This is a genomic window from Peribacillus sp. TH27, from assembly GCF_016650915.1.
GTDB lineage: Bacteria > Bacillota > Bacilli > Bacillales > DSM-1321 > Peribacillus > Peribacillus butanolivorans.
In genome coordinates, this window is the sequence record NZ_JAEKEV010000002.1 from 4,438,605 (window position 1) to 4,462,093 (window position 23,489).

Sequence of the window (23,489 nt, forward strand, 5' to 3'; positions counted from 1 at the left end):
CTCAAATTCGATTTACATATAGATTTTATACTGAGGGTGTATTAAAGGAGGTGAACAGTTTGCTAAAATTACAAAATATTAGCAAGCAATTCGATGATAAATTAGTTTTAGATAATATAAATCTTGAAATTAAAACAGGAGAGATCGTTTCACTGCTAGGGCCAAGTGGGAGCGGTAAAACTACTTTATTGAATATTATCTTAGGATTAACGAGTATGAATCATGGAAAAATCAATTTTAATGATACCGATTTGAGTAACGTGCCGATGAAGGATCGGGGATTTAATATAGTCTTCCAAGATTATGCACTTTTCCCTCATTTAAATGCATACGAAAATATTGTATATGGTTTAAGAAATAAGAAGGGGTTAGTGTCTGAGAAAGAATTGCAGGAATATATTGATTTCTTAGAGCTAAAACCTCATTTAACAAAGAAAATGGGTGAATTATCGGGTGGTCAAAAACAGCGGGTAGCGCTTGCAAGAACACTCGTAATGAAACCGAAAGTTTTATTACTAGATGAACCATTGAGTGCATTGGACGGTGTTATTAAGGAATCCATAAAGCAACGTATTAAATCTATTGCGAGAGAATTTAAGTTAACGACGATTATTGTGACACATGACCCAGAAGAGGCCTTAACGATGTCCGATAAAATTTTAATTATAAATAAGGGAAATATTTCTCAATTTGGAACACCTCAAGAAATTATAAATCAGCCCACCAATGATTTTGTAAAGGAATTTATACTCAAGCAATTACAGATCAAGAGAGAAAATATACTTAACTTATTTGGTGAAAAGTATGCCTGATGTAAAACCGGCAATGCGAGTAATTTATATACCTATCTTATTGTTATTTACCGCCTTTCTATTACTTCCGCTTGGCATTTTATTTGTTCGTTCATTTGAAACTAGCGAAGGATTCAATCTATCAAATTATCTTTCAATTCTTTCAAATAAAGAACTGTTGGAGTCAATTGGGAACAGCATTAAAATATCCAGTCTTACTGCTGTTATTACGACTGTTTTAGCATTTTCTCTTGCCTATTCCATCCATTGTACAAGAATATATAGGCCAATAAAAAGTGCGATTAAAACGGGGATCCTTGTTCCAATGCTACTTCCAACAATCACATTTGGGTTTGCGATTATCTATTCCTTTGGTAATCAAGGAATCATAACAAAGATTTTCGGTAGAAATCTCTTTGATATATATGGGTTTAACGGATTATTGATTGGCTATGTGATTTATACATTACCATCAGCCTTTCTGCTTATTAATAATTCTTTCAAGTATATTGATAAAAAGTTTATGGTCGTTTCAAAGCTAATGGGTGACGGAACAATAAGAAGTTTCATGAATACCATCGTTCGTCCGTTATTGGGAACCTTGGGTGGAGCATTTGTACTTTCCTTTATTTTGAGCTTTACGGATTTTGGAATACCGGCTTCAGTCGGCGGGACGTATACCGTAGTTGCGACTCAACTGTATCAAGTGATGCTTGGTTCCATCCCAGATTTTAATAATGGTGCGGCCATTGCCGTTCTGATGCTAATTCCAGTAGTATTTGGCGTTTTACTATTAAACTATCTTGGAAAATTTAATTTTCATTATGACAAGTTTAGCGATATAGAATTGTCTCAACATAAAGGTAGAGATTTATGTTTTGGGATGGTTTCATTACTGGTTTTAATAGGGATGCTTTCCGTTTTTGCTGTCATGTTCATTGCACCATTTTTAAACAGTTTTCCATACGATCTTTCGTTCACACTTAAGCACTTTATTGACACATTCCAATCGAGCGATTTAACAGCGGTTTACAAAAACTCCTTATTTGTTGCCATTTTGACGGCAGTATTTGGCACGTTAATCGCATTTTGCTCAGCCGTATTAAATGTCCGTACACCTCTAAAGTGGAAATCGTCTATTGATGTTATTTCAATGTTGACGAATACGGTTCCAGGCATGGTCTTAGGTTTATCGTATTTACTGCTTTTTAACGGAAGCAGTTGGAAGGGAACCTTTACAATCATTGTTCTTTGTAACATTGTCCACTTCTTTACGACACCCTATTTAATGGCGAAAAACTCTTTATCTAAAATGAATCCTGGTTGGGAAACAACTGGAGAGTTGTTAGGAGATAGCTGGATTAAGACAGTCTATCGGGTCATTCTTCCAAACTCAGCATCGACGGTGATTGAGATGTTTAGCTACTATTTTATCAATAGCATGGTCACCATTAGCGGGATTATCTTTTTAGTCACAGCTCAAACCACATTAGTAGCGAGCAAGATTAAAGAGCTGCAGCATTTCTCCAAATTCAATGAAATATTCATTTTATCTTTACTCATCTTTTTTACAAATTTAATCGTAAAGTTGCTTTGTGATCATTATCAAAAAAGACAATTCAAACATTAATGAGGAGGATATTATGTTTAAAACGATGAAAGTAGCATTATTATCTCTAGTTGCTATAGGATTAATTTTTTTACTGGTAGGTCGTACCAGTAGCAAAGCAGATGAAGGAAAAGTGGTCATCTACACAAATGGTGATGAAGAAGCTACTGAAGCTATAGAAACATCATTGAAAGAAGCTGGATACAAGGGGAAATATGTTCTTCAATCGTTTGGTACGTCTGAATTAGGCGGGAAACTGTTGGCAGAGGGAGATAAAATTGAGGCTGATATAGTGACGATGAGCTCTTATTTCATCGAAAGTGCTCAGCAGCAACACTCCATGTTTGAAGACCTAACATTTAGTACAAAACCACTGGAGCAAAATCCAGCCTATTATACGCCGATTTTAGCCAATACAGGTTCAATTTTCGTAAATACCGAAGTACTCAAACAAAAGGGATTACCTATGCCAGCCACAGTGAAAGATTTAACAAAACCAGAGTTTAAAGGGTCCGTCTCGATTCCAAACATATTGGACTCTTCGACAGGGTGGCTGTTAGTTCAAGCAATTATTAGCCAATACGGGGAGGAAGAGGGGAAAAAGGTTCTCCATGATTTAATTGCAAATTGCGGTCCGCATCTTGAAAGCTCAGGCTCGGGTCCAATTAATAAAGTGCAATCTGGGGAAGTGGCTGCAGGTTTTGGTTTGCGCTACCAAGCTGTGATGGCAAAAGAGTCAGGCTTACCGATAAAGTATGTCGATCCGGTTGAGGGGAACTTTTCCTATACAGAATCAGTGGCTGTCGTGAATAAAGACAATGCAACGTCGAGCTTAGCAATGAAAATGGCAGAAACAATCACTAAAGATGCACGACAAGATTTATTGACACATTATCCGGTCGCTCTTTATGAAGGAGAAACGGTGAAAGATATGAACAAACCGGCCCACCCAATGAAATATAAACAACCATTAACAGTTGAACTATTACAGCAGCATCAAGATTACTTTAAATCAGCTAAATAATTCTGTAAGGAGTGAAGGAATATGAATAACTATAAACTTTTAACACCTGGTCCATTGACTACTACAAGTACGGTGAAACAAGAAATGCTTGTTGACCGTTGCACATGGGAGAAGGATTATAAAGAAATTACACAAAAAATCAGATCCCAGCTACTCGAATTAGCATGTGCTGTAAAAGAGGAGTATACCGTTGTACTTATGCAAGGAAGTGGTTCGTTTGTTGTTGAATCGGTGTTGACGACTGCTATATCTAAAAGCGATAAAGTGCTGATTGTAACGAATGGAGCGTATGGTAAACGTATTGTGAAAATGGCACAGTGTATTGGACTGAATTATACGGAATATAGCGTGGAATACAATGAATATCCAAAAGAAGCTGAGATCAGGAGTATCTTAGAAGAAGATCAGGCAATTACACACATTGCAATGGTTCATTGTGAAACAACAACAGGTATTTTAAATCCGATTGAAATGGTTTCAAATCTATCGAAGGAACAAGGAAAAACATTAATTATAGATGCCATGAGTAGCTTTGGCGGAATAGACATCAATGTACCTGAACTGGGAATTGACTATTTAATTAGTAGTGCAAATAAATGTATTCAAGGAATCCCGGGATTTGGATTTGCCATTGCGAAGCTTGATAAACTTTTAGAGTGTGAAGGAAAAGCACGCAGTTTGTCACTGGACCTATATGATCAGTGGAAAGAGATGGATAAGGATGGGAAATGGCGATTCACATCTCCAACACATGTAGTGGCTGCATTTGCTAAAGCGTTAGAGGAGCTAAATGAAGAAGGCGGCATTTCAGCTAGATTTGCACGATATAAAAATAATAATGATAGGTTAAGAGAGTTGATGGGTAAATTGGGCATTCATCCATATATCACACCTGAAAAACAATCTCCTATTATTACAACATTCCTTTTTCCAGATGAACAGTTTAACTTTGAAGATTTCTATTCATTTATTAAAGAGGAAGGCTATGTAATCTATCCGGGAAAGCTGACTGACATAGATACATTCCGGATCGGCAACATCGGTGAAATCTATGAAGAAGATATCCAAAAATTATGTAATATTGTAGAAAAATATATGAAAGTGGTGACAATATGAACAAAGTAGAAGGAGTAATTTTGGATTGGGCTGGGACAGCAGTGGATTTTGGATGTTTTGCGCCAGTAAATGTATTTGTTGATATATTTAAAAATGCTGGTATTGAAGTTACGATGGAAGAAGCAAGGGCTCCAATGGGTATGCTGAAAATTGACCATATCCGTGCTATGCTGACCATGCCTAGAGTATCTGCCTTATGGGAAGAAAAATACGGAAAATCATTTAATGAACAAGATGTTGAAAATTTGTATGCTGAATTCGAGCCAGCACTTATGGCATCATTGTCGGATTATACAGATCCAATTCCAGGAGTTATCGAGACACTGGAAGTATTAAGAAATCAAGGGTTGAGGATAGGGTCGACAACAGGGTATACAAATATGATGATGGACGTCGTCGTACCTAATGCGTTGAAAAAAGGGTATAAGCCAGATTTTTATATTACCCCTGATGAAACAAATTCTATTGGAAGACCATATCCTTATATGATCTATCGAAATATGGAAGAATTAAAGCTATCGGCATCATGGAAAGTAGTAAAAGTAGGCGATACCATTTCAGATATTAAAGAGGGAGTAAATGCAGGAGTTTGGTCAGTTGGAGTCATTATTGGAAGCTCTGAGATGGGATTAAGTTTAGATGAGTTTACTAATCTATCAGAATTTGATAAAGAAAATGTAATCTCTAAAACTGCAAACTCCTTTATGCAAAATGGGGCTGATTTTACAATTAAAACGATGAGTGAACTTCCCGATATTATCGAAAGAATTAATAGTCTTATTTCAGATGGTAAGAGACCTCATACAAATTAAACATTAATGACAGTAAAAAAAGTGTAGCATATACTCTATTCTTGATGGAAATGAGATATGACTGCACTTTTTTTGATTTCTCTTCCTCTGGTGATAACAAAAGGTTCCTTTCTCTTAATTTTATCATAATAAGAGAAAGAGTAATTAAGCGCCAAGAAATCCTTTTCTACCACTGGATTTCCTCCAGAGAAGTTGTAGAGAACCGTAGTGCTCACCAACGTCAAAAACGGATTGATTGGGAAGAATCGAGAGTGTAACAACAATCCCATTGATTGTTTCATACCCGCAATCACGAGAGCGTCTTTTTTATCACTTTTGGACTGAGTGTTATCTCGATTCTCTTTATTTCTTTTTACAAGGTGAGGATTGACCTACGACATCAATCTTTTCGTTAGATTAATCTATGACGACCTGTAGGTCTCATACCGATAATAGTTGTGTCTAAGCCGTTTTTCATCTTTCTTATAAACATCGTGACTTTATTTTAAATCTACACTATATTTTCTTCAATTTTCAATACTGGTGGCTGTTTTTTAAGTCCTTTTGTCAATACAAGTAAATAAATGAAGCCTATTATTAACCAACTTACTCCAAGAACTTTTGAGTGCACATCAAGATTCACAAGTAGTAAAATATCAAGAGCGAGCTCCAATAATAGGAATAATTAAATATAAGACAGTTCCTTTTACCGAACGTTCTCTATTTCTAATATAATAATGAGCAATTACGGCAATATTAACACAAGTATACGCAAGAAACGCCCCGAAATTAATAAATGATGCTACAAGATCTAAACTTAAAAATAAAGCAAGCAAAGAGACAGAACTAATGATCAGTATATTATTTACGGGTGTTCTATATCTCGGATGCAGGGTGCCAAAGAACCTTTCAGGGAACTGTCCATCTCGCCCCATCGTATAGAGGACTCGTGATGCACTTGCCTGGGACGACATGGCACTACCTAATACAGCTAATGCGTAAAGCGCAAGATATACTGAGTACATCGCCTTTCCACCAACAAGTTTAATAATTTCGTAGGCAGCCGAATCAGGATTATTAAATGTGTTATACTCTGGCCATACAAGAAACGAGAAATATGAAACACTTGTAAAGATTAAACCACCACCAAGAGTAATTAAAATAACAGCTCGGGGAATTGTTTTCTTAGGGTTCACTGTCTCTTCCGCAAACGCTGTAACTGATTCAAACCCAAGGAAACAAAAGCATAATAATGCTGCTCCAGCTATTGTATAAGAAAAGGGTTCTTTCGAATTATAGAATGGCTCAAGAGATAAAAGAGTGGCCGTGCTTTCTCCCATAAAAATTTCCTTAATAGAAAAACCTATAAAGATAAGGATAAAAAGAAAAGCAAAAATCGTTATGAATGCGTTTACATTTGTAGCAAACTTCAATCCTTTAATATTAATATAAGTGACGAGCATCAACATACCTGCAATCCAGATGTAACTTGGAATTGTAGGAAAGGCTGCTGAGAAAAAAATACCAAATACTAAATAATTTACCATTGGCATAAATAAATAATCCATTAAGATCACCCATCCGACAAGAAATCCAACAGAGGGATTGATCGATTTTTGCGTATAAACATAAGCAGAACCGGAAGATGGAAACGCAATTGCCATTTTCCCATAACTGTAAGCAGTAAACATCATTACCACTAGAGCAACTATCATTGCCCCCGGAACCATACCGTGGGAAATATTAGCCGCAATACCATACGTAGTAAAAGCTGTGGTTAACCCCATAAATGAAAAACCAAACAACACAACTGGAATGAGTGTAAGTGTTCTATCTGTTTTCCTTAAATTTGACATGTAAAATACTCTCCTCCTTTACCTGATTTAACCTTTTACAAGAAATGGGATCTATATTGTTACTTCCGTAGCTTTTTTAATACGTGGTTTTCTAGAAATCATAAAAAAGTCAGTAAGATGCTAGGGAGCCTAATTTGAATTATCCATGAATTTGTTGTGTAGAACTTATCTCCCCATTCCTCGTAAAGAATTCCGGCTGCAGAATGGATAATTCATTGGAATGTATATTATATCTTATATAATTCCTGGAAAAATCTTCTCGCTAGCATCTTTACTGACTCCTGGAATTTCTTTAGTAGCGACTCGTTCAATATCTTGTATACTGATTTCTATTCATAGAAATGAAACGTAGAAATATGAGATGACTCTAAGGACGTTTTATTATTTGGACAATAGTAACTCTGTATTTATATCTGTATAAGGCATGTTATGATTGATCCCAACTTCGTGATGAACAATTTCACCGTTCAAAGTGCTGATACAATTTCTTACGATTACATCATTTACTATAACGTCCTTCAATCCATTATTCGCAATATTCATAATATATGGGCCGGTTGTCATCAACATCATGTTTGTCGAGGTTTGTGGACATAGAGCCGGCATATTCGGGACACAGTAATGTAGGACTTCTTGTTCATAATATACTGGTTCCTCTAAAGTCGTATAACGTGAGGTTTCAATTATACCCGTTCCTGCAATATCAATAATAATAGAATTAGGTTTCATCTTACTGACCATCTCTCGTGTTATGAGAGGTTCGGTTACCCCTGGCATCGGATAAATTGTATTAATTAAAACATCACTTTGAATAAGTTCTTCGAACATCGTATCTTTATCCCAACACAAAATGTCCACCTGTGGCAACTGATTGTTCAAATAATCAATGCGTTTCATTGATGCTTCCATGATTGTTACATTCAATCCGAGACCCACAGCAACTTGCGCAGTATTGAGTCCAGCATTGCCACCACCAAGTATGAATACTTTGCTCGACGGCAAACCGGCCAGTTTCCGGAGAAGTATTCCCTTTCCACCATAACCATATTGTGCATATTTGACTGCTTCGAGCATTGCTAATGTTCCTGCAATTTCACTCATTGGTTTAATAGTAGGTCTTGTCCCATCAGGTAAAACGATTAATTCCATTGATAATGAAATTGCTTTTGTATCTAGTAATGCCTGTGTCATTTCATGATTAACATCTTCCGCCAAATGAAACCATGCCATTATCATTTGATTTTCTCTAAGAAGACCGTATTCATAGGGTTGAAGTTCCTTCACTTTAACAACAAATTCTGCCTTCTCATAAATGTCGTCAATCGTGTTTACTATTTTTGCTCCAGCCAAAACATATTCCTCGTCACAAAAACCACTAGCTTCCCCTGCCATGCTTTGTATTAGTACTTCATGACCGGAAGCTGTTAATTTTTTTACCCATGTTGGATTTAATCCCACTCTAGTCTCTGCAGTTTTTAATTCTTTAGGAACTCCTACTATCATTGTTCATTCTCCTTTTTATTTGCATTTAATTAATTGAACATTCTAAAATCTTACAGGAAAATGATAACCCTTACATTAGACACGAGGTTAAATTTATATTAGTTTTTTTTTAACCAAGCACGTTTATTTATATCCCTTAGGACAGATCATCTGGACTTTCAAGAATGCAAAATTGGTAAAAGGTGATAATTTTTACATTTTTCATCTAGTGTTTTGGTTGTTTTCAGTTTCAGTACTCCACTGTTATTCTATAGAATAGATTCATGCGCACCTATAATAGATGAAAAAAGGTATAAATGGATACTATTATGAAAGATTCTCAGGTTGATTAAGTTATTTCATCAAAGCACGTAAAAGAACGTACTTATAGACACTGATCGTATTACTTGGGGGTAAACAGAGAAAGGGATCCATATTTTATGGGCTTAGACTTTCTAGTATAGTTATAATATGATACAGCTAACAATTATAAAATGAGGAGGTACATATGCTTACAGTACAAGATGTTCTTAAGCGCTCACTCTTTTCAAAGACGGAGGTAGTTGCAGGGGAAAACGGGCTGCACCGTCAAGTCAAATGGACACATGTCCTTGAAATTCCGTTTTTTGATGATACCATCTTTCAGGGAGGGGAACTGATACTCTCTACCGGGTTTGGGTTTGAATGGAAAGACTCCTCTAATACTTCATTTTTGTTAAATCTTATCGAACGCAACGCCTCATGTTTATGTATAGAACTTGGACATTACTTCGAAAATATTCCTAAAGAAATGATCGAGATGGCAAATGAGTATGACTTTCCGATTATTATTTTCAAAGAATTCATAAACTTCGTCGAAATAGCACAGGATCTACATTCGTTTTTCATTAATGCTCATCATGAGAAGTTGGTTACATTAGATTCGATTTCAAGAGAGTTCCATTCATTGTCACTCACTACTCATGGGTTATCAAATATTCTAAAGTTGTTGCAACAGAAGACAGAAGCACCAATTATCTATCTTCCTATAGATGGAACACCTTTTTCGATTCCAGGATTGAAAAATGACTTTATGGAACAGCTACTCCAAACCATTTACGAAGATAAAGAACACTGGCACGACCGAATTACAAATGATTCGCCCGTTGAATGGAAGGCATTAAACCATACTATTCTTCTCCAACCGATCGGGGCAATGGATCAAATCTGGGCGTACCTTGTTATGGCTTTAGATCGTGAATCGGATGAATTTGATTTCCTAATCCTTGATCGCGCTTCCCTAGCAATCTCACAAGACTTATTGCGCAAACATTATTTGGATGAAAAACGATTGCGTCTAGAATCCACATGGTTAAATGATTTACTTTATAGACGCATCAATAATGAGGAACAAGCAAGGGGATTTATTTCGTTAAAATCTAAACACTCTTGTATACGTTATCGAATTGCAATCATAGATATCGAAGATGTTTTTCATCCGTCTTCATTAAGTTTATCGGATGAAGAAAATGAATCTGCTATTTATCATTATTCTTTAAAAATTCGATCTGGGTTCGGAAAATATTCTTTTACACCCTATATCACTTCAATAAGAAATCAAATTATTGTATTAGCTATTGATCTGGGAACTGCCGATTCCTCTAAGGAACGCTTCTTGAAAGTGATCGATACCTTGCTATATGTTAGAGAAGGTGAATCTAGCCAAATCCGTATAGGCGTTGGGCGACAATACCAGTTACTTTTGGATGCTCATACTGGTTATCGAGAAGCGCAGTTAGCTTTAAATTATCGTTCATTTTCAACAAGTGCCTTTTACGAAGACCTTGGCATATTTCGGCTAATTCAATTAATTCAGCATGATCAAGATACAGCACATTTTATTGAGGACTATCTCTCTCCTTTAATAAACTATGATAAGGAATATGGAACGGAATTGCTTCTGACTTTAACGAAATACTTTGAGTTTGATCGCTCAAAGAAGCTTACGGCTCAAAAATTGCATATTGTAAGACAAACACTCTATCATCGGATGGAAAAAATAAAAAAGATTCTTGATTTTGATTTTGATATGCCGGAGAACAGATTAAACGTTGAAATGGCTTTGAAAGCATATCAACTTATACAACAAGGGGGAGTACCTACGAAGTAGTTATCAACCGCAAAGTAAATGTTATTAAATGTAAAGATGGCTCTAAGAATGCTAACAAAGTGACCATCTTGAAATGGCTTGACATCAACTTACTGTTACAGGAAAAATATTAAAGAGGTAACGCTACATATTCACCAAGCTAATAATATGATTTTTATGTCTCATAGAGGGGGGATTCTAAAACGATTTATTATGGAAGTAGAAGTTGAGGGGGGAGTATATGATTGTCATTGTCCAACCAAAGGGCGCATAGGCAACATTGTGTTCCGCAATATCTCTTATCTACTTTCTAAGAGTAATGATACGAATAGAGAGACCTATCCTGTTAAACTGCTGTATCTATGAATATGGCAGGTTAACTTTAACATTACACCTACAGAAGTAAATCTAATACGTTATTTTGAGATAAAAGCATAATGATATTTACATGTAGGAGTATGTCGTAGCACCCATCATTTTCAAGTTTTATTTCCATATTATAAAAAATAAGATTTCGAACCTATTGGGAATACTTTCTATAATAATATTAAGACTCCGAGGATTAAAAACAATTTAGCAATAATATTCATTGACGTCCCATACCACCTACTCCATTTAACCTAATTTTTCATTCTAATGGTAATACGCCATTTATCATTCATACACTCTTAATGAATGATAAGTTTCAGTAATTGGAAATAAACAACTCTGTTGATTTTTAAAATGAACAGAGTTATTTAACAAAGCCTTATTGTAAAAAGTAAGAAAAGAGTGTACCATTAAATGAGAATGATAATCAATCACAATTGGTTACCGAGGAGTGAGTGTAAATGGAACAGCAAGATTTATTCGATGTAACTGTTATTGGAGGAGGGCCAGCAGGCCTTTACTCCACTTTCTATAGTGGATTAAGAGAAATGAAGACAAAGCTTATTGAATATCAACCACAATTAGGCGGGAAAATTCATGTATATCCAGAGAAAATGATTTGGGACGTGGGAGGGCTGACACCAATTACGGGAGCAAAATTAATTGAACAGCTAGTAGAGCAAGGCTTAACATTTAACCCAGAAGTAGTGTTGAATGAAAAAGTGGAGTCAATCACGCGTAATGAAGAAGGTATTTTTGTATTACTTACTGCTTCAGGCCAAAAGCACTTTTCAAAAACAATAATTGTGGCTGTAGGCGGTGGAATATTGAATCCTCAAAAGCTAGAGATAGATGGGGCCGAAAGGTTTGAAGTCTCTAATTTGAACTACACAGTGAAGTCATTTAAACGATTTAAAGATAAAACAGTGATCATTTCCGGTGGTGGAAATTCTGCAATAGATTGGGCAAATGAATTAGAGCCTATCGCCAAAAAAGTTTATTTAACATACAGAAAAGATAGTTTAGCAGGTCATGAATCACAAGCAACACAATTAATGAACAGTTCCGCAGTTTGTATTTTAAATACTTCGATTACAAAACTAGTAGCCTGTGCTAATCATGAATTAATTGAACATGTTGAATTGACAAATCATGAAACTGGAGAGGTTTCGTACTTGCCCATTGATGAAGTGATTATAAATCATGGATATGAGCGTGATACTTCTCTACTTGAAAATAGTAAAGTGAGTATTGCTAAAGCAGATAATTACTTTATTGCAGGTAATGCTACTAGTGAATCTTCGATAGATGGAATTTACGCCGCTGGGGATATTCTAAAGCACGATGGGAAGTTAAATTTAATAGCAGGTACCTTCCAAGATGCAGCAAATGCTGTAAACAAGGCAAAACAATTTATCCAGCCTGACGCTAATGAAATTGGAATGGTCTCGTCACATAATGAAATCTTTAAAAAGCGCAATAGAGAATTAGTTAAACAAATGATGAAACCATCTAAAATTCTTTAACTGTTAATAAAAGCTCCAGTGCCCTTTTTGGCATGGAGCTTTATTAACTTCTTTTTATAGTGATTCTTTAATAACCTTTTTGTAATGAAAAACGGATAGGATTCCGAAAATCGAATACAATGCCGTGTATAATGCCATGACGATGATCATCGGTGTCCAAACTTCGGTCCCGAATAAGAACCATCCTGATTGGACTGCGAAATAACTGTGAAGCAACCCGACGACTAAAGGAATACCGAAATTGAAAACTTGTTTTGCTTGGATTCCTCTTAGTAAGTCACCTCGAGTGAATCCCAGTTTTCTTAAGATTGTATAATTGGATTTTTCGCCTTCACTTTCATCCATTTGTTTGAAATATAGGATACAACCGGATGTGACGAGGAAGGTTAATCCCAAGAAGCCGACTATGAACATGATAAGGCCCATATTCTTCTTCTGGGTGTTGAACATTTCTAATTGGGAACCATTTCCATATTCTTCTCTGAAACTCATTTTATTGAAAATATCATTCGCCTTTTCAAGTTCAGCTTCATCCTTCACATCAATCCCGATATTCACCGATGATACTTTTTGGATTTTCGGGTTGATATCCTTTTTCAAACGGTCGAATATCGTTTGGTCTACAATGGCAACGGGCAAACCGCCACTCGTAAAATAGTAGGACAAGAAGGTATCATCATTCAATCCCATATATGTTTGCGGAATGACTTCGTGTTTTCCTTTCAGTTCAATCTTTCCGGAATCCTTCAAGGACATGACCTTCTCCATCATATTACTGTATCCGCTGAAAAGGGTCTCATCTTCAGCAAGGTTGATTCCTTTAACGGATTCATCACTGATGACGGGGACAGTCATGATGTCTGGATCAAAGTTTACAGCTTCCAGGCTGGTCTCCATTATTTCCTTTACATTGACATCCACTTGAATGACATCAATCACCTTTTCGTTATAATCGATTTTACTGTCTGATAAAGCTTCTTTGAATGCATCCGCATCTTTCATATTCGTCATGGAAAAATCGGTAGGGATACTGCTTTGTGCACTCTTCTCTGCTGAGTAGTAGGAGATATAGCTTAATGATAATAATCCAATCGCCAAAGCGGAAACGGTCGTGATGATCGTCAATAATACCGCATTCGATTTCATCCGGAACATGATGGATGAAAGGGACAATACTTCATTGATGTTCAAATATCCATTTTTCTTTTTACGGACGATATTAAAAATAAAGCTTACGGAACCTTTATAAAATAGGTAGGTCCCGATGATGACGGATGCCAGAATGAAGACCATGGCCATAAAAAGCTCGGTCATCTCTGAAAAAGCTCCATCGAATAATTTGGATGAAACGACATAGCCAGCAATGATCAGGATGATCCCGAATATCCCGATGATCATTTCGAAAATCGAAACCTTTTTCACTTTTCCTTCCGTCATTGAAGTCACTCTAAATAATGATAAAATGGTCTGCCTTTTAATGAAGGCATAATTCATTAACATGATGAAAAGATAGATGGCGCTAAAAACGAGCACGGTTTGAACAAGCGGCTGAAAAGAAAATTGAAGGGTCGCGATCGCCTGGACACCAGTAATTTTAAATAAAATCATGATGATTAATTTTGAAGCCGCAAACCCTACAAAGATTCCCAGGAATACGGAACAGAAATACAAAATCAGGTTTTCCACACTCAGGATACGGAATATCCTGTTCTTGGTCATGCCTATCAATTGGAATAAGCCAATTTCTTTACTGCGTCTTTTTATGAAAATGCTATTGGCATATAAAAGGAATATGGAAACAATCGCAACAAGCAGGATCGATGCAGCCTTGATGGAGGCGGCCCCTTTCACTGTACCCTCCGTTTTATCCATCGATGGGTCATATTGCAAGGTGACAAAGGCAAAATAAAGGGAAGCGCTGAAGACTAGGGCAAACACATACAGGTAATAGTTCTTCAGATTCTTTTTCAGATTTCGAAAGATGAGTTGATTAATGCTCATTTTGAACCCCTCCCAAAACACCTTGTGTTTTCATGATGTCCTTGAAGAAGGTTTGTCTGGATTCTTCACCTTTATTCAATTGCGTATAGATTTGTCCATCTTTAATGAAAATGACTCGGCTGCAATAACTGGCCGCCACTGGATCATGGGTTACCATGATGATCGTCGCTTTGCGCTTTTTATTCATTTCGCTCAGTTTGTTCAGTAAATCGGAAGCTGATTTGGAGTCTAGCGCCCCAGTCGGTTCATCCGCAAAAATGATGCTTGGATCATGGATGAAAGCCCGTGCTGCAGACGTACGCTGTTTTTGACCACCGGAAATTTCATTTGGGTATTTATCCTTCACTTCATATATGCCCAGTTCCTTCGCCACGGTATCAAACTTTTGTGCGGCTTCATTATTGGGTGTTTTTGTAATGGATAAGGGCAAAAGGATATTTTCTTTGACAGTCAGTGTGTCCAATAAGTTATATTCCTGGAAGATGAAGCCTAAATGGTTCTTTCGAAATTCGGCCAGTTTCTTTTCTTTCATACCGGAAATTTCTTTTCCATCGATTATAATGCTCCCGTTGCTAATCTTATCAATCGAGGAGAGAACATTGAGCAATGTCGTTTTCCCTGAACCTGATGCTCCCATGATACTCACGAATTCGCCTTCTTGGATGTTAATATCCAGTCCTTTTAATACTTCTTGTTTATTAAATTTATTACCATAGCTTTTATGGATTTTTTTCGCTTCTAATATATTCATTTGGATACACTCCTTTTTTTCTATATCCTCATTATAAAAGGCAATGTATTTCTTTTCCTTCGTTTGGACGAACAAAGAATAAAAGCATGTGACACTTTTGTCACATGCTTGTGATATTCACGAAATCATTTCTTTTTGGGAAGCTCAAGGTAACGGTCGTTCCGGTCCCAAGCTCTGATTTTACATCAATGGAGATGAATAGGGACTCAGCAGCATTCTTGGTTAAATATAACCCCATGCCTGTTGCCGCATTGTCACGGTGATTTGTCGTGGATGTAAATCCTTTATCAAATATGCGGGATAAATCCTTTGGGTCGATGCCCCGTCCAGAATCCTTCACTTCAAGAATCGTTTGTTCAGCTTGTTCATGGCTATATATCGTGATATCTGAGTTTTCACTGTATTTGATGGAGTTGGTCAAGAGCTGCCTCATGATGAAGGCCAGCCATTTGGCATCACTAAGCACTTCGGTTACTTCTAAATGAATGTCAAAGCCAATCCCTTTTTGAATGCACCATGATTGCAGCGTTTTAATCTCATCAAAGATTATTGTTTCCAAATCGGTATTCTCAATATACAAATCATTTTCGATGAAAGGAATGCGCCTTTGATGGAGCTGCTGGTCAAGAAGAAGGTGAATGCGCAGCCACTCATAAGTCAAATGGGATTTCAGCATTTCATCATCCAAGCGGTCAATCATTAAGTGCATGGCCGTCAAGGGTGTTTTCACTTCATGAATCCAAGATAATAATTCATCCTTCTCCTGTTCTAAAGTCATTTGACCTTGTGAAGCAGACTGTTTCAAAAATTCGGTTTGATTCATGATGCTGTTTTCAATGATTCTTTCAAAAGGGCTGTCTGGATCGGCTATATTTGTTAAATCAAGATTGTCTTCCCGGTCTTCTAAACTTTTATAGAATTTCGTTTCTATTTTGTAACGGACAATTAAAAAGATACTGAACATAATCATCGATAAAAAGACAATATAGAGGATGGGCTTTAGTGGAATTGCCGTATCAATAAAAGCGACAAAGATGATAAAAAGATGAAGGAGTATATAGAAAATAATCCAACTGAATCTTTCCACTATATATTTTTTAATCATGTAATTGCCTCTTCAACAGCGATGTAGCCCTGTCCAACCTTCGTTTCGATAAAGCGCCCTAAGCCAAGTTCATCAAGTCTTTTCCGTAAACGGTTCACATTGACTGTAAGGGTGTTATCGCTTATGAAACGTTTGTCATCCCATAAGCTGTTGATTAATTCTTCCCGGCTTACGATCTTATTTTTCTGCTCAATGAGCTTTTTCAAGATGAAAATTTCATTTTTCGTCAATTCGATTGTGCCAGTCTCGGCCGATACCGTGTTCTTCTCGTAATCCACAGTTGCGCCGCACCAGGTTTTCAATTCGATCTTTTCGGTATTGTAATTATAGACACGGCGAAGGGTGGCCTGTATCTTTGCGATGAGTACATCGAAATGAAAGGGCTTTTGAATAAAGTCATCAGCTCCAAGCTGCATGGACATCACCATGTCGGTAGGATGATCACGTGAAGATAAAAAGATGATGGGAACATTGGAATGGGTCCGGATCATTCTGCACCAATGAAACCCATCAAACTTTGGCAATTGTATATCAATAATGACTAAATCAGGTTTTATGTCTGTGAATTCCTGAATCACTTTACTAAAATCACTAATCCCATAAATATCATAAGACCATTGCGCTAATCTATCTTTAATCTCGTTGAATAACGTCGTATCATCTTCTATTAATAAGAGTTTAAACAAATGATTCACCACACTTTTTCAGCTTTTTCTTAAAATTATATAGTAAAACCTTTATGGGTTCTATAGAGTGGGAGCATTTTAGTACCAGCACTTGGGAAAAAACAATGAATGTATTGCCGATAAGGGTCTGTGGAACGAATCAAACGGATTGAGAAATACCGTGACATGGGCGACTATTAACGGTTGTATGGATAACACTAGTATATTAGAATGGACCATAACGAATGGAGGAAATGAAATTATGTCTGATTTTCCAAATTGCCCAAAATGTAATTCAGAATACACGTACGAAGATGGAAGTCTTTTTGTTTGTCCAGAATGTGCTCATGAGTGGACTTTAGAATTAGAAACTGAAAATAGTGATAAAAAAATTATCAAAGATGCAAATGGAAATGTCTTAAACGATGGTGATTCTGTAACAGTAATTAAAGACCTTAAAGTAAAAGGGAGTTCATCAGTCCTGAAAATAGGTACAAAAGTAAAAAGTATACGTTTGGTTGATGGAGATCATGATATAGATTGCAAAATTGACGGATTTGGAGCTATGAAATTAAAATCTGAATTTGTTAAAAAGGTATAAAAGCAGTTTTTTTTATGCAACTGAACCGAAAATGTTTTCTATTATCAATTCTGGTAGATATTCAAATTCTACCAGGATTTTTTTAGTTTCTGAAAAGTTTCACTATTGGAGGAATAGTTGTAAAAAAATAGATGGAGAGTTTTCATGGCAGTCTATACGGCAAACGAGGCGTGATTATTTACGGAAGATTCTATCATTCTTCTCAGTTATAAGGTCTAGCGGGCAATCTTGTACTCGGCATTTTACAGGGGCTTTATCTTAACTTTTTGTATTGAAAATGCAGGATGAAAAGAGGGTCGAAAAGTTCGTAATTTCCAAAATAAACAAAATCCAGATATATATTTAAACATTCATTGTTTTCCTGTAAAATAATTTTATATGGCAGAAACTCTGTCAAATTTCTTGTCAAATTATTTAGGAAGCTTGAGGGAAACGTAAATTATGGATTTTGAAAAAAATCTTGAGAAAAGTTGGAATAATCAACCAAACATAGGATTAAAAGCTTATTTAAAGAAAATGAAGGGCGAAACTAGAGATAAAGACAGAATTGATTATATTGATTCCTTTGTTTCAGCTATAGGTGGACTCATTGCTATTATTATCATTAGTTTTGTAGCTGTTTATTTAGGATATCCTATGGCATTAGCTCCTCTAGGTGCAAGCTGTGTAATTGTATTTGGTGCCCATAAAGGTATCTTGTCTCAACCTCGTAACGTTATTGGAGGACATTTAATTTCTACCACTTCAGCACTTATTATTTGGAGCATATTTGGTAAGAGTCTATTCATTATTGGTCTAGTATTAGCTATTGTATTATTAATAATGACTCTTACAAAAACTGTTCATCCTCCCGCAGCAGCAAGTGCCCTTGTTGCTGTTAATTCTCAAGCTGGATGGGGATTCCTTATTTCGATTGCAATAGGAACTATATTATTAGTTTTTATATCAATGATCTATAATAACTTATTTCAAGCAAGACAGTATCCAAAACACTGGTTATGAGACTAATAATGTATATAAACTGAGATAACTAATATGATTAGTTATCAGATGATGTTTATTAAAAATTGCTCTTTTAGCTTAATTATCTGGATTTTACTAGTCTCGCAAGTTTAAAAAAATGATACGGATAAAAATAAAAAGCCATTTCCATATGCTAAAGGTTGGGACCTTTAGCATATGGAAATGGCTTAACCCTGTTTGTCTGATAAATCATTCATAAATCACGTTTGAGATATACAATAGGATTAAAGAGGGTACTAATTTAAAAAAAGGAATTAATTAACAATATAAAGATGAGCAAGTACTTAATAAAGTATCTTGCTCACCAGGTTGTGAAATATAATAATCTTAATATACTTTGTCACCGTTAAAGATTGAATTTTTAACTACAACATAATCTACATTACGGATTGCTTCTAACTTGTTTCCTCCAGCATAAGAAATAGAGGACTGAAGATCTTGCTCCATTTCTTTCAATGTATCTTCTAAAGATCCTTTGTGCTCGACAAACATTTTTTTGCCTTCAACATTCTTCTTTTCACCTTTTTGGAATTCCGAAGCTGAACCAAAGTATTCTTTAAAGGCCTTTCCATCTTTCTCAATTGTTTCTCCTGGAGATTCTTCATGTCCAGCAAATAATGAACCAATCATAACCATAGAGGCACCGAATCTAATTGATTTAGCTATATCACCATGTGTGCGAATGCCTCCGTCAGCAATAATAGGTTTACTTGCTGCTTTTGCACACCAACGAAGTGCAGCTAATTGCCAGCCACCAGTTCCAAATCCAGTTTTAATTTTAGTGATACATACTTTCCCTGGTCCAATGCCTACTTTTGTAGCATCAGCACCAGCATGCTCTAATTCTCTTACTGCTTCTGGAGTTCCCACATTTCCTGCAATAACAAAAGTATCAGGTAAGTGTTTTTTAATATGCTGAATCATATTTATAACAGCAGTGGAATGACCATGTGCGATATCTATCGTAATGAATTCTGGTATAACATGTTCATTTGATAATTGTTGTATGAAACCATACTCTTCTTCTTTGACGCCCACACTAATAGATGCGATTAATTCACGTGAGTGCATATCTTTAATAAATGAGTGTCTCTTTTCTGGTTCGAAACGATGCATCACATAGAAGTAACCATTCTCCGCTAAGTAAATGGCAACCTTTTCGTCTATAATTGTTTGCATATTTGCAGGGACCACAGGTAACCTAAATGTATGTCTACCTAAGGTTACAGTTGTATCACACTCAGAACGGCTATTTACTATACATTTTGCAGGAATTAATTGAATATCTTCATAATCAAACACGTTTTCCATGATATGCACCTCTATATACGAATGTTTTTATATTTTTATATTAAAATTGTTCGCCCACTAGGTAATGTACATCATTTTTCTCAGTAAGTCAAAATTTTTAATAGTTATATTGTGTGTCACTTCAAAAAAGTTATGACAAATTGATAGACAGAGGGGTAACTTAAACGTATATCATCGTATTATTGACATAGAGGAAACTGGTATTTGGTCGTATATTGAATAGACAAAGAATCCAAAAAAAATTAGAATGTTAAAACAGCTGATGAAGAGTCTAAGGTGACATTGCGATTGAAGGGATTACATAATATTGAATTTAAAATCTTGTATCTGTTTGGTATGCCTTTGCTCATGTAAGGATAATAATTCAATCCATTGATCCAATGATAGGTCCCCGAACATGGGATGTTTGGCTTTCTTTTTAGTTAAAACAATATCTTTATCCATTTCATAAAGAACCTGCAATAGTTGATCCCTTGATTCAGCCAGTAAATCTATAATTTTTGATAATTGAAAAGGTTTTTGTGATGGTAAAACGATGTCAGGAGATTTGAATTTTTTTTTCATATCAGAAATTAAGTAAATATTTTTTTGAATGATATTTTTGTAATCCTTATCCCGAATACCTCTGGCTATAGCTTCAGTAATTGCCTGTTCAGAAAGATATAAGTGATGGCAAATTTGGGCGATGCTCCATATATCAGGAACAGGTTTGTGATTTAGTGTCTTGTCCTCCAATTCTGTAATTTCCTCTATTAGCTGGTTTCTCGATTCGAATAATAAATCATACTCTATAAAATTCATACGAACCTCCCCCTTATATGACACCTCGTTTTTGAATGTATCACTCGAACACGTTTTTCATGATACGTACGACTGAATCCGAAAGGTATACTCATTTTATATTAAAAATCGTTCGTCTATTAGGTGGTTTCCCTGATTTATTCTAAGGGAGTCAAAATTTCAAAAAAGTGTTTTTTATCTATTAATAATCTTAACAGATTTGAAGCATTTTTAGAAAAAAATGGATAGATGGACAGAAGAGTGATTAAACATAAACCAACGTAAAATGAACATAGAGAAAACGGACATCTAATGTATAATAGGTGTATAAAAATTCATAAAACGATTGTTTTGATAGGATGATCTGAGAAAGAGCGTGTGAAAGATTCTAGAGGTGAGACGAAGAAAGGGGGCGATTTTAGAATAGGCCATGTTTTTGTGGCGCATCGTCTCTATAATTATGGTTTGAGGGAGGAAATCAGAACTGTATTAGATCTGTTCCTCCAGACTTTTTACTTTACTTTAAATATACTATCCATAAGTTTATAACAAGGGGAAGCTAGGGTTATACCTGCAAATGGCGCATTACTTTTTCAACTGAAATCTTAACTGGATTGAAACCTTTGGCATTCCATAATAATAGACCTTGGTTGAGGGATATATAGTAAATGGCCAGTTCCATCGGGTCACCATCTATAAAGATTCCATCACGCTGCCCGTTACTGATAATACGGGCTATCCCATTCATAGCTATGGTATATTTTTGGTTTAATTCTTGTTTAACTTCATCAGAGAGCGAATCAGATTGTTGGGCCTCAATAACAAGAATACGACGATCTTGTGCTTGTTCTGGTGATCCGGAAAATGTAAGCTCAGTGAACCATGCAAGTTGATCCCAGGGTGTGCCCTTTCTATTTTCGGCTTCCTTCACTGTTTCAATAAACTGGTCTAGTATGTTCATAATAAGAGACAAATAAATATTTTCTTTTGACTGGAAGTAATGGTAGAAAAGTCCATGACTTAATTTTACAGATGAAGTAATATCACTAATTTTAGTTGCTGCAAAACCCTTGCGTGCGAAAACCTTCAAGGCAGCTTTACTGATTTCTTCATAGCGTTGATCCCGTATTATTTTAAATTGTTCATCACTCTTAGGTGCCATCATTTCATTCCTCGCTTGCTGTATATTATTTCATTAATGTTGCATATTTAGATGTGTTTATAAGAAAAATCTGCAGATTGGTAAATGAATATAACTTCTCGTGATTCACTTTCTTTTCTTAATGAATACCGTATCATATAAGTTTAGCTTTTATAACAAAAAAAATCGAAGTTTTTTTGCTTATTTATAGTATTTTCGAAAGCCTTATCATTTGTTAATTGGGTATAATTGGAAGGGTTAATTAGGAGTCTTCTTTTTTATTCTCAATCTTTCATCCCTAGTGAAAGAATAGTCATTCATACATTCTCATGATTACATTTTTTTGGTTGACTAACAAGTCAAATTTTTGATTGACTTGTTAGTCAACGTTATATATTATTGGTTCATGCTAATGTGCGTATTCACGATTCGTATGAAAAAAGTATGAATAAAAGATATATGCATAGAGAAGCAGATCAGTTCGCTAGAAAATACATGTAAAAAAGGGGATAGAAAAATGGGTAGACTACAAGGGAAAACCGCTATCATTACAGGGGCAGCTGGCGGCATTGGTAAAGGTATGGCGATGGCTTTTGTTAAAGAAGGAGCAAAAGTTGCAATCATTGATTTAAACGAAGAGCTTGGTAACCAAACTATAAAAGAATTACAAGAATATCAACCAGAATCCATTTTCATTCAGGCTAATCTTGCAGAGCATGACAAATTGGGTGCTATCGTAAAAGAAGTGGCTGATAAATTCGGGAAAATAGATATCTTGGTGAATAATGCACATGCATCAAGAATGGCTTCTATTGCTGATACAACACAAAAAGAATTGGATTTATCTTTTAATACAGGATTCTATCCAACATTCTACTTCATGCAAGCAGCATTGCCTTACTTAAAAGAAACACAAGGGAAAATCATTAACTTTGCATCTGGAGCTGGGATTAATGGAGATGCTAATCAAGGTTCATATGCGGCTGCAAAAGAAGCAATTCGTGGAATTACCCGTGTAGCGGCTAATGAATTTGGTCCATTTGGCATCAATGTAAACATCATTGCTCCAATTGCTAAATCACCTGGAATGCTTCAATGGGCAGAAGACCAACCTGAATATTATCAAAACATGCTTGCTAAAATTCCTTTAAGAAGACTTGGCGAACTTGAAAGTGATATCGGACGTACAGCCGTTTTCTTAGCAAGCGATGATTCTGATTATATTACTGGTCAAACAATCATGGTTGATGGTGGATCTATCAAATTACGTTAATGGATTGTTGATTTGGTAAGTGAATATATTACACAATAAAGATAATGACTAGTTAATAACCAGTAGTGTTATTTATAATCGATAACGCTACTGGCTTTTATTGCGGAAATTTTGGCATAAAACGAGAAGTAGGGGGACACACATCA

The 23,489-nt window shown here is 35.8% G+C and carries 21 protein-coding genes; 11 read left to right on the forward strand and 10 right to left on the reverse strand.

The window, feature by feature from the left end; all coding sequences use genetic code 11:
- Positions 1–59 precede the first annotated feature (59 nt).
- From JFU24_RS22730 to phnX, 5 genes are read left to right on the forward strand one after another with little or no spacing between them, the layout of a single operon-like run.
- Positions 60–812, forward strand: coding sequence for an ABC transporter ATP-binding protein (locus tag JFU24_RS22730; protein WP_201223335.1), 753 nt, complete (start codon positions 60–62; stop codon positions 810–812).
- Positions 805–2,421: an ABC transporter permease subunit gene (locus tag JFU24_RS22735; RefSeq protein ID WP_201223337.1), complete on the forward strand. Its 1,617-nt coding sequence runs from the start codon at positions 805–807 to the stop codon at positions 2,419–2,421. Before JFU24_RS22730 ends, JFU24_RS22735 begins: the two co-directional genes overlap by 8 nt.
- Positions 2,422–2,434: 13 nt before the next feature.
- Positions 2,435–3,424: an extracellular solute-binding protein gene (locus JFU24_RS22740; protein WP_201223339.1), complete on the forward strand. Its 990-nt coding sequence runs from the start codon at positions 2,435–2,437 to the stop codon at positions 3,422–3,424.
- A 21-nt stretch (positions 3,425–3,445) separates the two neighbouring features.
- The gene (gene phnW / locus JFU24_RS22745) at positions 3,446–4,540 is read left to right on the forward strand and encodes a 2-aminoethylphosphonate--pyruvate transaminase (RefSeq protein WP_201223341.1); all 1,095 of its coding nucleotides are present in this window, start codon (positions 3,446–3,448) and stop codon (positions 4,538–4,540) included.
- The gene (gene phnX / locus JFU24_RS22750) at positions 4,537–5,352 is read left to right on the forward strand and encodes a phosphonoacetaldehyde hydrolase (RefSeq protein WP_201223343.1); all 816 of its coding nucleotides are present in this window, start codon (positions 4,537–4,539) and stop codon (positions 5,350–5,352) included. Before phnW ends, phnX begins: the two co-directional genes overlap by 4 nt.
- Positions 5,353–5,387: 35 nt before the next feature.
- Here the strand turns inward: phnX and JFU24_RS22755 are convergent, their stop codons facing one another.
- The 3 genes from JFU24_RS22755 to JFU24_RS22765 all read right to left on the reverse strand — a co-directional run bounded on the left by JFU24_RS22755 (position 5,388) and on the right by JFU24_RS22765 (position 8,690).
- Complete coding sequence (locus JFU24_RS22755) at positions 5,388–5,525, reverse strand: hypothetical protein (protein ID WP_201250539.1); 138 nt, start codon at positions 5,523–5,525, stop codon at positions 5,388–5,390.
- Positions 5,526–5,987: 462 nt separating this feature from the next.
- Complete coding sequence (locus tag JFU24_RS22760; RefSeq protein ID WP_242485386.1) at positions 5,988–7,187, reverse strand: APC family permease; 1,200 nt, start codon at positions 7,185–7,187, stop codon at positions 5,988–5,990.
- Positions 7,188–7,568: 381 nt separating this feature from the next.
- Positions 7,569–8,690 (reverse strand): alanine dehydrogenase, encoded by a 1,122-nt coding sequence (locus JFU24_RS22765; RefSeq protein ID WP_201250540.1) that lies wholly within the window; start codon positions 8,688–8,690, stop codon positions 7,569–7,571.
- A gap of 487 nt (positions 8,691–9,177) precedes the next feature.
- Here JFU24_RS22765 and JFU24_RS22770 point away from each other — a divergent pair, with 487 nt between their 5' ends.
- The 3 genes from JFU24_RS22770 to JFU24_RS22780 all read left to right on the forward strand — a co-directional run bounded on the left by JFU24_RS22770 (position 9,178) and on the right by JFU24_RS22780 (position 12,692).
- Positions 9,178–10,818 carry a PucR family transcriptional regulator gene (locus JFU24_RS22770; RefSeq protein WP_201223344.1) on the forward strand — a complete coding sequence of 547 codons (1,641 nt, stop codon included), beginning with the start codon at positions 9,178–9,180 and terminating at the stop codon, positions 10,816–10,818.
- A 192-nt stretch (positions 10,819–11,010) separates the two neighbouring features.
- Complete coding sequence (locus tag JFU24_RS31410) at positions 11,011–11,163, forward strand: hypothetical protein (RefSeq protein ID WP_201253845.1); 153 nt, start codon at positions 11,011–11,013, stop codon at positions 11,161–11,163.
- A 464-nt stretch (positions 11,164–11,627) separates the two neighbouring features.
- Positions 11,628–12,692 carry an NAD(P)/FAD-dependent oxidoreductase gene (locus JFU24_RS22780; protein ID WP_201186285.1) on the forward strand — a complete coding sequence of 355 codons (1,065 nt, stop codon included), beginning with the start codon at positions 11,628–11,630 and terminating at the stop codon, positions 12,690–12,692.
- 54 nt (positions 12,693–12,746) lie between these two features.
- On the opposite strand, the gene JFU24_RS22785 is transcribed toward JFU24_RS22780, so the two are convergent.
- From JFU24_RS22785 to JFU24_RS22800, 4 genes are all read right to left on the reverse strand, one after another.
- The gene (locus JFU24_RS22785) at positions 12,747–14,693 is read right to left on the reverse strand and encodes an FtsX-like permease family protein (RefSeq protein ID WP_201250542.1); all 1,947 of its coding nucleotides are present in this window, start codon (positions 14,691–14,693) and stop codon (positions 12,747–12,749) included.
- Positions 14,683–15,444 (reverse strand): ABC transporter ATP-binding protein, encoded by a 762-nt coding sequence (locus JFU24_RS22790; protein WP_201186282.1) that lies wholly within the window; start codon positions 15,442–15,444, stop codon positions 14,683–14,685. The genes JFU24_RS22785 and JFU24_RS22790 overlap by 11 nt, the downstream gene beginning before the upstream one ends.
- A 100-nt stretch (positions 15,445–15,544) precedes the next feature.
- Positions 15,545–16,549, reverse strand: coding sequence for a sensor histidine kinase (locus JFU24_RS22795; protein WP_201186280.1), 1,005 nt, complete (start codon positions 16,547–16,549; stop codon positions 15,545–15,547).
- Positions 16,546–17,235 carry a response regulator transcription factor gene (locus JFU24_RS22800; RefSeq protein WP_201250543.1) on the reverse strand — a complete coding sequence of 230 codons (690 nt, stop codon included), beginning with the start codon at positions 17,233–17,235 and terminating at the stop codon, positions 16,546–16,548. The genes JFU24_RS22795 and JFU24_RS22800 overlap by 4 nt, the downstream gene beginning before the upstream one ends.
- Positions 17,236–17,476: 241 nt before the next feature.
- Between JFU24_RS22800 and JFU24_RS22805 the strand changes: the two genes are divergently transcribed.
- Entirely contained in the window at positions 17,477–17,815 is a 339-nt protein-coding gene (locus JFU24_RS22805; RefSeq protein WP_053347377.1) for a zinc ribbon domain-containing protein YjdM, read from the forward strand.
- 441 nt (positions 17,816–18,256) lie between these two features.
- Positions 18,257–18,817: an HPP family protein gene (locus JFU24_RS22810; RefSeq protein WP_201186277.1), complete on the forward strand. Its 561-nt coding sequence runs from the start codon at positions 18,257–18,259 to the stop codon at positions 18,815–18,817.
- 348 nt (positions 18,818–19,165) lie between these two features.
- Here JFU24_RS22810 and guaC read toward each other — a convergent pair whose 3' ends face one another.
- The 3 genes from guaC to JFU24_RS22825 form a co-directional block, all read right to left on the reverse strand.
- Positions 19,166–20,149 (reverse strand): GMP reductase, encoded by a 984-nt coding sequence (gene guaC, locus JFU24_RS22815; RefSeq protein WP_053347375.1) that lies wholly within the window; start codon positions 20,147–20,149, stop codon positions 19,166–19,168.
- A 297-nt stretch (positions 20,150–20,446) separates the two neighbouring features.
- A complete protein-coding gene (locus JFU24_RS22820) occupies positions 20,447–20,950 on the reverse strand; it encodes a DinB family protein (protein WP_201186276.1) in 504 nt (167 codons plus the stop codon).
- Between the two features lie 544 nt (positions 20,951–21,494).
- On the reverse strand, positions 21,495–22,094 hold the full coding sequence (locus tag JFU24_RS22825; RefSeq protein ID WP_082527717.1) for a TetR/AcrR family transcriptional regulator: 600 nt from the start codon (positions 22,092–22,094) through the stop codon (positions 21,495–21,497).
- A 493-nt stretch (positions 22,095–22,587) separates the two neighbouring features.
- On the opposite strand from JFU24_RS22825, the gene JFU24_RS22830 reads away from it, so the two are divergent.
- On the forward strand, positions 22,588–23,343 hold the full coding sequence (locus JFU24_RS22830; RefSeq protein WP_053347372.1) for an SDR family NAD(P)-dependent oxidoreductase: 756 nt from the start codon (positions 22,588–22,590) through the stop codon (positions 23,341–23,343).
- Positions 23,344–23,489 lie beyond the last annotated feature (146 nt).

Bases quoted from the DNA above. Each gene is read 5' to 3' on its own strand.
- JFU24_RS22825 (WP_082527717.1), bottom strand. From the start codon at position 22,094: ATGATGGCACCTAAGAGTGATGAACAATTTAAAATAATACGGGATCAA.
- JFU24_RS31410 (WP_201253845.1), top strand. From the start codon at position 11,011: ATGGAAGTAGAAGTTGAGGGGGGAGTATATGATTGTCATTGTCCAACC.
- JFU24_RS22830 (WP_053347372.1), top strand. From the start codon at position 22,588: ATGGGTAGACTACAAGGGAAAACCGCTATCATTACAGGGGCAGCTGGC.
- JFU24_RS22770 (WP_201223344.1), top strand. From the start codon at position 9,178: ATGCTTACAGTACAAGATGTTCTTAAGCGCTCACTCTTTTCAAAGACG.
- JFU24_RS22805 (WP_053347377.1), top strand. From the start codon at position 17,477: ATGTCTGATTTTCCAAATTGCCCAAAATGTAATTCAGAATACACGTAC.
- guaC (WP_053347375.1), bottom strand. From the start codon at position 20,149: ATGGAAAACGTGTTTGATTATGAAGATATTCAATTAATTCCTGCAAAA.
- JFU24_RS22785 (WP_201250542.1), bottom strand. From the start codon at position 14,693: ATGAGCATTAATCAACTCATCTTTCGAAATCTGAAAAAGAATCTGAAG.
- JFU24_RS22790 (WP_201186282.1), bottom strand. From the start codon at position 15,444: ATGAATATATTAGAAGCGAAAAAAATCCATAAAAGCTATGGTAATAAA.
- JFU24_RS22810 (WP_201186277.1), top strand. From the start codon at position 18,257: ATGGATTTTGAAAAAAATCTTGAGAAAAGTTGGAATAATCAACCAAAC.
- JFU24_RS22760 (WP_242485386.1), bottom strand. From the start codon at position 7,187: ATGTCAAATTTAAGGAAAACAGATAGAACACTTACACTCATTCCAGTT.
- phnW (WP_201223341.1), top strand. From the start codon at position 3,446: ATGAATAACTATAAACTTTTAACACCTGGTCCATTGACTACTACAAGT.
- JFU24_RS22740 (WP_201223339.1), top strand. From the start codon at position 2,435: ATGTTTAAAACGATGAAAGTAGCATTATTATCTCTAGTTGCTATAGGA.
- JFU24_RS22735 (WP_201223337.1), top strand. From the start codon at position 805: ATGCCTGATGTAAAACCGGCAATGCGAGTAATTTATATACCTATCTTA.
- phnX (WP_201223343.1), top strand. From the start codon at position 4,537: ATGAACAAAGTAGAAGGAGTAATTTTGGATTGGGCTGGGACAGCAGTG.
- JFU24_RS22765 (WP_201250540.1), bottom strand. From the start codon at position 8,690: ATGATAGTAGGAGTTCCTAAAGAATTAAAAACTGCAGAGACTAGAGTG.
- JFU24_RS22795 (WP_201186280.1), bottom strand. From the start codon at position 16,549: ATGATTAAAAAATATATAGTGGAAAGATTCAGTTGGATTATTTTCTAT.
- JFU24_RS22780 (WP_201186285.1), top strand. From the start codon at position 11,628: ATGGAACAGCAAGATTTATTCGATGTAACTGTTATTGGAGGAGGGCCA.
- JFU24_RS22820 (WP_201186276.1), bottom strand. From the start codon at position 20,950: ATGAATTTTATAGAGTATGATTTATTATTCGAATCGAGAAACCAGCTA.